We start from the raw sequence: 12,474 nt of genomic DNA, 5'->3' as shown, positions 1-12,474 counted from the left end.
GCGAAAGAAAATGGCTAAAAGAACAGATATCAAAACAATCCTGATTTTAGGTGCTGGGCCGATTGTTATCGGACAAGCGTGTGAATTTGACTATTCAGGCGCTCAAGCATGTAAGGCCCTACGTGAAGAGGGATATCGAGTTGTTTTGGTAAATTCAAATCCTGCAACCATTATGACCGATCCTGAAATGGCCGATGCAACGTACATTGAGCCTATTCACTGGCAAGTTGTGAGAAAAATTATTGAAAAAGAGCGCCCTGATGCAGTATTGCCGACAATGGGCGGGCAAACAGCACTGAACTGCGCTTTAGAATTAGAGCGCCAAGGTGTTTTAGCTGAGTTTGGTGTCACCATGATTGGTGCAACAGCCGATGCAATTGATAAAGCAGAAGATAGACAACGCTTTGATAAAGCGATGAAAAAAATCGGTTTAGATACTGCTCGCTCAGGTATTGCACATAACCTCGATGAAGCTTTTGCTGTTGCTGAACAAGTTGGTTTCCCTTGTATTATTCGACCTTCATTCACGATGGGGGGAACAGGTGGCGGTATTGCCTATAATCGTGAAGAATTTGAAGAAATCTGTACCCGAGGTTTAGATTTATCACCAACCAATGAACTGTTAATTGATGAATCACTGATTGGTTGGAAAGAGTATGAAATGGAAGTTGTACGCGATAAAAATGACAACTGCATTATCGTCTGCTCTATCGAAAACTTTGATGCAATGGGAATTCATACGGGGGATTCCATTACTGTCGCGCCAGCACAAACACTTACCGACAAAGAATATCAAATTATGCGTAATGCCTCGATGGCGGTATTACGTGAGATAGGTGTTGAAACAGGCGGTTCTAACGTTCAATTTGCCGTTGATCCTAAAACCGGGCGCTTGATTGTTATCGAAATGAACCCTCGGGTTTCTCGTTCATCCGCGCTTGCCTCTAAAGCGACAGGTTTCCCCATTGCAAAAGTCGCTGCAAAATTAGCAGTAGGTTATACCCTTGATGAGCTAATGAATGATATCACTGGCGGGAGAACACCGGCCTCTTTCGAGCCATCTATTGATTATGTTGTGACAAAAATCCCTCGCTTTAACTTTGAAAAATTTGCCGGAACAAATGACAGATTAACAACACAAATGAAATCTGTTGGCGAAGTGATGGCAATTGGTAGAACACAACAAGAGTCCTTGCAAAAAGCATTACGAGGCCTTGAAGTTGGGGCGACAGGTTTTGATCCTAAAGTCGATTTAGACGACCCTGAAGCATTAACGAAAATTCGCCGTGAGCTAAAAGAAGCCGGTTCAGACAGAATTTGGTATATCGCGGATGCTTTCCGTGCGGGGCTATCTGTTGATGGTGTATTTAATCTCACCAATATTGACCGCTGGTTCTTAGTTCAAATTGAAGAAATCGTGCGTCTTGAAGAAAAAGTCAGTGAAGTTGGTATAAAAGGATTAAGTGCTGATTTCTTGCGTCAGTTAAAACGTAAAGGCTTTGCTGATGCGCGCCTAGCTAAAATACTTAACGTAAAAGAGCGTGCTATTCGCCAATTACGTGAGCAATATCAGCTTCATCCTGTCTATAAACGAGTTGATACTTGTGCGGCAGAATTTGCGACTGATACGGCTTATATGTACTCGACTTATGAAGATGAGTGCGAGGCAAATCCACATCAAGATAAACCTAAAGTGATGATCTTAGGGGGTGGACCAAATCGTATAGGTCAAGGGATTGAATTTGATTATTGCTGTGTTCATGCAGCACTTGCGTTGCGTGAAGACGGTTATGAAACCATCATGGTGAACTGTAACCCTGAAACGGTTTCAACGGATTATGACACCTCTGACAGACTCTATTTTGAACCTGTTACGTTAGAAGATGTGCTTGAAATTGTACGTATTGAAAAACCGAAAGGGGTGATCGTGCAATATGGTGGACAGACACCCTTAAAATTAGCCAGAGCGTTAGAAGCTGAAGGTGTGCCTATTATTGGAACAACGCCAGATGCTATCGATAAAGCTGAAGATCGTGAACGTTTCCAAAAAGCGGTTGATAAATTAGGGCTTAAACAGCCTGAAAATGCCACAGTGAGCGCTTTAGAAGAAGCAGTAGAAAAAGCACAACTAATTGGGTATCCGCTGGTGGTTCGTCCTTCTTATGTACTTGGTGGGCGTGCAATGGAAATTGTTTATGACGAAGTTGATTTACGTCGTTATTTCCAAACTGCAGTCAGTGTGTCAAACGATGCCCCTGTCTTATTAGATCGTTTTCTTGATGATGCGATTGAAGTCGATATTGATGCGATTTGCGACGGTAAACAAGTGGTGATTGGTGGCATTATGGAGCATATCGAACAAGCGGGTGTTCACTCTGGTGACTCGGCTTGCTCATTGCCTGCTTATACCTTAAGCAAAGAAATTCAAGATGTGATGCGTAAACAAGTCCGTGAGCTTGCTTTTGAATTAGGTGTAAAAGGGTTGATGAATGCACAATTCGCGGTGAAGGGGGATGATGTTTATCTTATCGAAGTCAATCCTCGTGCCGCCCGCACGGTGCCTTTTGTTTCAAAAGCTACAGGTGTGCCATTAGCCAAAGTTGCTGCGCGTGTCATGATTGGTCAAAGTCTTGAAGAGCAGGGCGTAACAAAAGAAGTTATTCCTCCTTATTACTCTGTAAAAGAAGTGGTTTTACCTTTCAATAAGTTTGCTGGAGTTGATCCAATTTTAGGGCCAGAAATGCGTTCAACAGGTGAAGTGATGGGTGTTGGTGCAACCTTTGCACAAGCCTTTGCTAAAGCGATGTTAGGCAGCAGTTCTACTATGAAGAAAAAAGGTAGAGCCCTTCTTTCTGTGCGTGAAGGTGACAAAAAGCGCGTTGTTGATTTGGCGACAAAATTACTAAAAAGTGGATTTGAATTAGATGCTACACATGGTACAGCTATTGTATTAGGTGAAGCGGGAATAAATCCACGTTTAGTCAATAAAGTGCATGAAGGGCGACCGCATATTGAAGATAGAATTAAAAATGGTGAATATGACTATATCGTTAATACCACATCTGGTCGTCAAGCCATTGAAGATTCTAAAATTATTCGTCGCAGTGCATTAAGATATAAAGTCCATTATGACACGACGCTAAATGGCGGATTTGCAACAACACTATCATTAACGGCAGATCCGACGGCGAGTGTTATTTCAGTGCAAGAAATGCATAAAAAGATAAATAAAGTTTAAGTTTATTTATTGCCGTAATAATGCTCCCGAATATGAGGAAACTTGTATTCGGGATTTTTTGTTTTTTTATCGCTATTTAAAAAAAGAAAATTTTACGGAAAAAAGAAAGCCCCAAATAAATTTATTTGGGGCGATTGCAAAACAAAGAGGTGGGTGCGGATCTTTTTTTCAAGTAAGGAGTCAAGAAAATAAAACAAGTTAATTTCTTTGTTTTAGCGAATTTATTTTGTCTTTTTTTGGTGTTTTAGTCAATAGTAAATCATTTTACTTAATAAGGTAACATGTTGTTTTAACTCGATTAAATTTGCAATTTACCACTGATAAGGTATAGGGGATAGAGAAATTTCTGTTACTATATTGGTGGGTGCTTGGATCATTTTGGTTCAAGCATTTTGCAAGAGCCAGAAAGAGAAAAGCCCCGAATTTTATTCTCATAAAATCCGGGGACAGACTCAAACCTGAACAACTTGATTCTGTCTCCTTTTCACAAAGGAGTCAATAAAATTGACTAAAATAACCTTATTTGGAATTACTGTTATTTGTGCGACCGTTCTTTCTTTCACAATGATTGTAGGTGAACGATTATGTTCTCTTAACATTAGTGATGGAAGCACTGTAGTTCAAGCTATTTTGATGTGCAATAAATAGTTTGGTGGGGGAGGTTTTCTCCCCCCAATTTTTCTTCAGGTTGTTAGATTTGTGGTACAAGCACCCTGTCTTTAAAATAGGCTATTCGATATAAATGATAATGATTGCTATTTCGTTGAATGTTTGACAACATAGGTGATTATTTACTCTATTGATATCTTTCTATTATGTCTCAACACTCTTCATTCTATTCATATATTGGTTATCAACCTAAGCATCAGCAGGTTGAAGAATATCGCTTTCAAGACCAAATTTTATTGCGCCAAGGTGTATTAGAAACCACTGAAGATCTACAGATTGAAGAGACTTATCAAGCGGGCTTTAATTTAGTGGCTGTTCATAGTGGAAGTGTGATTAGTGAAAGTGTCAATGGGCAGAAAATAGAGATAGCGACACCGAGTATTTTTATTGCTAATAGTGTTGAACGCTATTCTTTATTGAATCAATTTAAATCTGGCGATCCCCTAAGATACACATTATTGCAATTATCATCTCAGTGGCTTGAGCAACAACATATTTTGTTGCCTCCCATCCTGCAACAAAATCAATCACTTATGTTGCATCATTTGACTATGGATAACACTTTTTTGGCGTTAACCATGCAGTTATTTCAAAACCCTGTTCACGACTCTTTAAAACCACTTTATTACTCTGGTAAAGCGTGTGAATTTGCTTCATTAAGTTTGCAATATTTATGTCATGCGCAAGAGCCTGCTAATCGACCATTAAGTCAGCGTGAAAAAAACAGCTTAAAACAGGCGAAAGAGATTTTAATTGCTGAAATGGAAACACCACCGAAACTTGAAATATTAGCGGCACGTGTGGGATTAAATACACGAAAACTGACCCAAGGCTTTCGTCAATTATTTGGCAATTCTGTTTATGGTTGGCTACAAGAATACCGCTTACAAACCGCATATAATATGTTGCTAAATGAAGGGGAATCTATATCAAGTGTTGCCTATTATGTTGGGTATACGCCAGCTCATTTTTCCGTCGCGTTTCGTAAACGTTTTGGTATATTACCAGGAGATGTACGCAAAGGGCATTTCACGCCTTAATTGATTTTATTAACTTTATGGGTAATATTAATATTCCTTCCATTTTAGTTACCGCACCTTAAACAGATAATTAATTTCACTTCTCTCTATCTTGCTTAGTAAATAAGCAATTTGCTTCTAAATCGAAAGTAATAGTCTCGCAATCTAAAGCCTTGTTGCTAGAGGGTAAATACCCTTTTCGTTATAGTTCCACAATATGTTGTGGAGATCATTATGCATAACGAATTATGGGCGTTGTTGCGTCCTTATCGCACTTTATTAATAGGTGCCTTATTGCTACAAGCTATTGCAGGTTTTAGTTCTTTAGTACCTTGGTTAGCGCTTTATCAGCTTCTTCTTTCTTTTCCTTCTAGTAATACGTTGTGGTTAACCATTGCTGTTATTGGTGGAATGGTATGGCTAATATCACAAACCATTGCATTTCATTTAACGCATTTAATGGACGCTAAATTAACCTATCAATTACGATCAGCATTATCAGAAAAAATGCAGAAATTACCGTTAAATTGGTTTGTTAGCCAAGGGAAAAACGGTGTTAACCAATATGTTCAGCGTGATATTAAAGCGTTACATCAATTAATTGCTCATGCGCCTGCTGATATTGTGCAATTTATTGTTGTACCTGTTATTGCGATAGTTGTGTTATCAATATTAAATCTTTCTTTACTGCTTTTTGCCCTTATTCCTCTCCTCATCGCTTATTTTTGTTTTAAACAAACACAATCTTCACGTTATCAAACTTATTGTGAACAGCGTGATAGTGCGATGAAAACCCTCTTTGAAGATTATCAACTTCTTGCAGAAAATCCGCTTGTTGCACGTCAATTTCCACATAAAGGCATTATCAGTAAAACAGAAAAAGCTTTATTTAATTTTGTTTTTCATTTTCAAAATTGGGTTAAAAGAGTTGGATTATTAGGATCACTAACCCAGTTATTATTAAGTGCAACCTTACTCACAGGCTGGTTATTACTAGGAGTGGTTACTTTTGAACAAAGATTACCATTGGCAGATTTATTACTGTTTATTTTATTACTAAGACGTATTGCAGAGCCTGTAATGGCGATGGGGCATGGTGGTGATGCTTTACGTATTGCAAAAAAATCTGCACAGCGGATCCAGCAATTATTACAGCAGCCTGAAATGCAATATGGTGAACAATCTTTAGAGGGAGGTTCTCATCGTGTCGCGTTAACGGCAAATTCTGTTTGCCTCTCTTATGGTGACAAAAAGATCCTCGATAATATTAATTTTGAAATTAAAAAAGGGGAGTTTATTGCCATTGTCGGGCCTTCTGGTGCAGGAAAAAGCTCTTTATTACAACTGATTGCTCGATTTATGGATGCAACATCAGGTGAGATCTTAATTGAGAATAAGCGCTTACAAGCATATTCACGTCATGCATTAAACCAAATCACCACTGTGGTGATGCAAAACAGCCAACCATTACCTTATTCTATTAAAGATAACTTATTGTTATTTAATCCAGATTGTAGTGAAGAACAACTTCAATCTGCAATTAATGAAACGCATTTTGCTGAGGTTATTGAACTTCTTCCTCAAGGTTTATCTACGATCATCAATGATGAAACGCCACTTTCTGGCGGTGAAGCACAACGCTTAGCGATAGCTCGCGCTTTTATTGCCAATAGTCCATTGTTATTGGCTGATGAACCTTCTTCAGCGCTTGATCCTGATAATGCACAATATATTTTTAATGCATTGAAAAATAAAACAATGACACGAGTTGTTGTGACGCATTCTTTGGCGTTAGCGCAACAGGTGAATAGAGTGATATTTATGGTTGATGGAAGGTTAGTCGCAATGGGAAATCATAATGATTTGCTACTTGAATGTGAACGCTATCGTGATTTTGTTCAGAAACAAGGAGAGCAAAATGAAGACTAATCCCTTTGTTTCATTACTGTTATCTTTAAAATTTCCCCTTAGTTTTATGGTGATTAGTGCCATTCTAGAAGGGCTATGTGGATTATTGTTATTACCGATTATTATCTATTGGCATCAAGATCCAAGCCAATATTTATGGATGCTAGCAGGATTAACATTAATTACACTTATTTTTCAGTATATTGCGACATTAAAAGGTTTTCTTGCGGGGACGACGGTGATGAAAATCTTAGTTCAAGCCTTGATCCGTCATTTGCCTCGTAGTTTAACACCACCTCCTCAATCGCAAACACTGTGCTCAGGCGCTGCAATGAGTGCAATGAGCATTCCTGCACATTTGTTGGCTCCAGTGATTAGTGTGGTTGTCACACCTTTAACCGTTATTATTGGCCTCTTATTTTATAACCTCTCTTTCGCTTTTGTTTTTATGGCCTCTGCACTATTACTCGTTGTTGTAATGCGAATTAGTGCCAAAGGGTTACATAAACAAGAGGCCACACTCCAAACAGCGGAGAACGTTGCAGCAAAAACATTGGCTGATTTTGCACAACATCAGGCGTTATTACGTAAAAGTGGGCGCAATACACAATTTTCACAGCAATTACAGCAAGATCTGTTAGCCCAACATCACCAACAGGTACAGTTATTACAACGAAGCCTACCTTATCATCTGATCTTTTCTCTTTGTATTCAGGTTATTTTTATCGGAGTTCTCGTGTTGGGTGTGATAAATGTTGATGCTAATAAACTCGCCTTAGCGCAGTGGTTAGCTGTTGTTGTATTAATTGCTCGTTTTATTGAACCGTTATTTCAGCTTTCTCATATTGATCAAGCGTTAAGGCAAAGCAAACAATCACTCACATTAATTAAAAATGCGTTGAATACACCAACGTTACATAGCCTAGTAGAGAGTGAAGTACCGAAAAATTATCAGATCTATTGTGAGCAACTCAATATCAATAACCATACAGGTAAAGCTATTCTTTCTGATATTTCAGTATGTTGTCCTGATAAAAAAATGACTGCAATTGTAGGAAGTTCTGGTGCAGGTAAAACAACATTACTACGTGTTTTAGCGCGTATTATTGATGCGGATAAAGGGCAAATTTTTTATGGAGATAAAAAAGTTAACGACTTATCCGAGAGTGTATTAGCGGAAACAAGACAAATTGTATTTCAGCATAACCAGTTAATTAGAGGTACTTTACGCTGGTCATTATTACAAGATGAGCAATCAATAATCAGCGATAAGAATATTTTACAGTTACTCAATGCATTGAATTTACCGTTGACTCAAACTGATTTAGATGACGATGTGGGGGAGCAAGGTGACCGTTATTCTGGTGGCCAAAAACAACGACTATGCTTAGCGCGTTCATTATTAGCCGATCCTAAGATCTTATTTTTAGATGAACCTACGGCAAGTCTTGATACAGTTAGTCGTGAAAAAGTGGCTCTTTATCTTGAAAACCTAACATCCACCCGAGTCGTGATCACTCATGATCCGGATATTGCCAAACGGGCGGAACATGTCATTGTGCTTGATGACGGAAAAGTCATTGAAGAAGGTTCTCCTGATGTATTGTTGTTATCTTCAACATGGTTCTCACGTTTTTGTGGATCTCATTGAATTTTTCGATCTTTATTCGTTGTGATGCAATATCGATTGGCAATCGAAAGAGATAATTTGGCAATCTAAAATACCCTAATCCCAAAATTGATAGAGTGATAACCATTATCATTTGAATATTTTGGGATGGGTATGGTTTACATTTCTTCTTTAGCTAACTTAGATAAAACACAGAAATTGTCACCGGTATTAAATCAACGTACACAAAATAAATTGGCATTAACACAATGCGCTATTTTATGTTTTACCGCTTTATTTTCACTTTCAGCCATTGCAAATACAGCAACAGAAAATAATAAAGAAGTCGATGTTTTGGTGGTGACGGAAAGCACAGCACAACACCGCGATAACCTTGCTCCAGGCGTTAGTACATTAAGTAAAATGGCACTTAAGCCCAGAGAGATCCCTCAAACAGTCTCTGTGATAGACAGAGAGCAAATAGAAACTCAAAACTTAAATACCCTTGATGAAGTAATGACTCGCGCTAATGGGGTTACTAGCGCACCTTTTGTTTTATTAACAACGGCTTATTACGCTCGTGGCTTTCAAATCAATTCTTTTGAGCTTGATGGTGTTCCTGCTTTAATGGGAAATATGGCAAGTTCGCCGCAAGATATGGCTGTTTATGAACGTGTTGAGATCTTAAAAGGCTCTAACGGATTAATGCATGGAATGGGGAATCCTGCGGCAACCGTCAATATGGTACGTAAACATGCACCTTTAGACGATCAATTAAAAGCAACATTTACGGCTGGAAGTTGGAACCGTTATCGCGGTGAAGTCGATGTGGGCGGGCGTTTAAATCAAGACGGTAGTGTCCGTGGTCGAGTTGTAATGGCATGGGAAGATAAAGATTTCTTCTACGATATTTCAGATCAAAAAACACGCTTAATTTATGCCACTGTTGATGCTGATTTAACATCTAACACGCTATTACGCACAGGTATTCAATATCAAACAATCGATTCCATCACCAATATGGCTGGTGTGCCAATGGGGAAAGATGGGAGTGATTTACATCTTTCTCGTAAAACCTATTTAGATGCTGATTGGGATAAATTCAAATGGGATACCACACGTCTATTTACTGGAATTGAACATCAAATTAATGATGATTGGCTGTTTAAAATAAATGCTGATTATCAATATGCTAAAGCGCGTTTGCTGTATGCAGGAGCATGGGGAAATATTGATCCTGAAACGGGTGATGGAGCCATGCTGATGGGCGGCGCTTACAAGTTCCATAACTATCAAACAAGTCTCGATACCAATGTCACAGGAAAACTCAGTGGCTGGGGATTGCAGCATGATGTGATAGTAGGGATGAGTTACTCGAAAGCTAGCGAGGAACAGCATACAGGGCAATTTAAAGATCCTCTCAATGTCCCTGTGAATGTTTATCGTTGGGATCCTCATAGTGTGCCGAAACCACAAGTAACGGGCTATTCCTCTCAAGGTGCGACAAAAACAGAACAAACTGGCGTTTATGGAATGAGCCGGATCAAGCTTATTGAGCCTGTTACGTTGGTTGCAGGCGCAAGAGCGAGCTGGTGGGAAGTGACAAAACCGCAAGCTAAGTTCACTGAAAATGGAAAAATCACGCCTTATGGTGGTTTGATTTGGGACTTTGCACCTCAATGGTCATGGTACAGCAGTTATTCTACGGTTTATCAACCACAAACAGGGAAAACTTGGAGTGGTGAAATGTTAAAACCAGTAGAAGGACAAACTGTTGAAACGGGATTCAAAGGTGCGTTGATGAATGGTGGGCTTAACGTCTCCGCCGCGGTTTTCCGTATTGATATGAAAAATAATCCACAAGAAGATCCTGCACATCCTGGTGGTGGTTTTAATACCTATCTTATTAGTGGTGGCAAAGTTGTTAGCCAAGGCTTTGATATTGAAGGAATGGGGTATTTATCGCCATTTTGGGATCTCTCTGTCGGTTATACCTACACTGACACAGAATATAAAGAAGACACCCTTAATAAAGGCAATAGTTTTAACTCATTAGTGCCTCGTCATATGATCAGAGCGTGGACAAACTATCAATTGCCCTGGGATGCACGTAAATGGAGCGTGGGCGGTGGTATTCAAGCACAAAGTGAATATAGCAAAACTAACGGAGAAATTACGTTACGCCAAGGTGGCTATGCGATATTTAATACACGTTTAGGCTACCAAATTAATGAAAACTGGTCTGCAGCATTAAATATTAATAACGTCTTTGATAAGCGTTACTACTCAAGCCTGTTCTCTCCGCAATGGAATAACCGTTACGGTGAACCTCGTAATGTGATGTTGAATATCAAGGCTGATTTCTAATGCAAAAAGCACTGCTGATCAGTTGTGCTGTTTTAGGCAGCGTAATCGGAAGTATTACGCTGTCATTACTGATAACAACCTTTTATCCCAGTGTAGATCCGCTTGATCGTCTGTATGCAGCCGTCTTTTTACCTGTTTTATTTCTATGTGGAATGCTCTGTTTTAGTTTGCTTTCAGTGAATGGAAAACAGGTATTTTGGCGAGCATGGAGCTGGTGGCCTTTACCTTTAATATTGTTGGAGTTTACTTTATGAAAGCGATATTAAAACGCCAGTTCTCACAACTTCATCGTCAAACAGGAACCTTATTTGGCATTCTATTATTTGTTATTTTATTTACAGGTACATGGTCATTAGCGCATGAAAATTTAAATTTATGGGCTCAATTTAAGCCGTTAAATAAAGAATTATTGCCATTAGATCAGTTATTAGTAAAAGGTGAATACCTCTTAGGCGGAAACGGTTTTAATAGTGTGAAATTAGCATCGATTGATCATCCTATTATTACTTTCTGCCAAGGAATGGGGGATTGTTCACTACAATTAAATGCACAAACAGGTGAAGAAATTAGCTTAAGAGAGGTTATCTCTCCTATTGTTAATTTACATAAAAATCTATTTGTAGGTTTTTCTGGGCGATTATTTATTAGCTTATTTGGTTTTGTTTTTGCGCTATTACTAATAACCGGCATTGTTATTCATCACCGTAAAATCTATCAATTATTTCGACTCCGTTTTAATCAAGGGCGTAGGCTGTTTTTCTTTGATTTGCATAATGTTATTGGATTATGGAGTTATCCGTGGCTCGTAATGTTTGCATTAACGGGGGCATTATCAGGATTAGGGGCATTCGGTACATTAATGCTCGCAAAATATGTGGAGCCAGAAGCACCAGCACAAGTCATGATGAAATTAATGGGACAATCAACACCCATTTCATCTGAGTTTACTGCATCTTCTCCTAGCTCATTGTTAATTCACCTTTCACAAGAAAAACCAGACTTTATTCCTGAAGCTATTAATTGGAAAAATAAAGGTGATGCCGAGCAGCAAATTACAGTCAGTGGTACTCATTTATATTTACCCAGTACGGCTAATTTTGAGCAGTTCTTTTTTTCTGGTTTAGATAATCACTGGATTACAGAAAAAAGTTCTGTATCTCAGGCATTTTGGACGCGTGCTTTTATTGCCGTTCAGCCTGTGCATTATGGGCAATATTTATGGACGGGCTCAGCAAACTTTAGTTTATCGGTGCTTCATTGCCTAATGGGAATGATGGCCTGTGTATTAACCTTTAGTGGGTTAGTCATTTGGATATTAAAAAATCCCATTAATATCAGTTCCCGTTTAGTGTTAGGAAGTTGTATTGGCTTAATTTTTGCCAGCACATGTTTAATTCCTATCGCTATTTTCTCCGCGTTATCACAGATACTGCCTTTTTTTAGTATCTGGTTAATAACGCTTCTTTTTTATTTTCTTTATCCGCAAGTGATCAAACTTACTTTTCTTATTTTAACCATAAGTAGCGTGGTTTTATTAATAAGTGTCTTTAGTCACTTATTTATAACTCATGCTGCTTTGTGGTGGGTAAGTTGTGCCTTGTTGATCAGTGCCGTTTTCTATTTTTTGATGGGTCTTTTTCTACTAAAAAGACAGTAATTGGAGT

At 38.7% G+C, this 12,474-nt stretch carries 8 protein-coding genes; all 8 read left to right on the top strand.

Features of this window, described 5'->3' with window-relative positions:
• The first annotated feature begins 10 nt into the window (after positions 1-10).
• The 8 genes from carB (at position 11) to GTK47_RS18515 (ending at position 12,467) form a co-directional block, all read left to right on the top strand.
• Positions 11-3,238 carry a carbamoyl-phosphate synthase large subunit gene (gene carB / locus GTK47_RS18550; RefSeq protein ID WP_165125948.1) on the top strand — a complete coding sequence of 1,076 codons (3,228 nt, stop codon included), beginning with the start codon at positions 11-13 and terminating at the stop codon, positions 3,236-3,238.
• Between the two features lie 504 nt (positions 3,239-3,742).
• Entirely contained in the window at positions 3,743-3,886 is a 144-nt protein-coding gene (locus tag GTK47_RS18545; protein WP_088493748.1) for a Hok/Gef family protein, read from the top strand.
• A gap of 167 nt (positions 3,887-4,053) precedes the next feature.
• A complete protein-coding gene (locus GTK47_RS18540) occupies positions 4,054-4,947 on the top strand; it encodes an AraC family transcriptional regulator (protein WP_109393200.1) in 894 nt (297 codons plus the stop codon).
• Between the two features lie 213 nt (positions 4,948-5,160).
• On the top strand, positions 5,161-6,855 hold the full coding sequence (locus tag GTK47_RS18535) for an ABC transporter ATP-binding protein (RefSeq protein WP_165125945.1): 1,695 nt from the start codon (positions 5,161-5,163) through the stop codon (positions 6,853-6,855).
• Complete coding sequence (locus GTK47_RS18530; RefSeq protein ID WP_165125942.1) at positions 6,845-8,485, top strand: ABC transporter ATP-binding protein; 1,641 nt, start codon at positions 6,845-6,847, stop codon at positions 8,483-8,485. Before GTK47_RS18535 ends, GTK47_RS18530 begins: the two co-directional genes overlap by 11 nt.
• 132 nt (positions 8,486-8,617) lie before the next feature.
• Positions 8,618-10,810 (top strand): TonB-dependent siderophore receptor, encoded by a 2,193-nt coding sequence (locus GTK47_RS18525; RefSeq protein ID WP_165125939.1) that lies wholly within the window; start codon positions 8,618-8,620, stop codon positions 10,808-10,810.
• A complete protein-coding gene (locus tag GTK47_RS18520) occupies positions 10,810-11,064 on the top strand; it encodes a hypothetical protein (RefSeq protein WP_109393204.1) in 255 nt (84 codons plus the stop codon). The genes GTK47_RS18525 and GTK47_RS18520 overlap by 1 nt, the downstream gene beginning before the upstream one ends.
• Positions 11,061-12,467, top strand: coding sequence for a PepSY-associated TM helix domain-containing protein (locus GTK47_RS18515; RefSeq protein ID WP_165125936.1), 1,407 nt, complete (start codon positions 11,061-11,063; stop codon positions 12,465-12,467). The genes GTK47_RS18520 and GTK47_RS18515 overlap by 4 nt, the downstream gene beginning before the upstream one ends.
• Positions 12,468-12,474 lie beyond the last annotated feature (7 nt).

Source organism: Proteus sp. ZN5, from assembly GCF_011046025.1.
Lineage (GTDB): Bacteria > Pseudomonadota > Gammaproteobacteria > Enterobacterales > Enterobacteriaceae > Proteus.
Note: the sequence above shows the minus strand (reverse complement) of the source record. Positions and strands in the feature narration are given on the sequence as shown.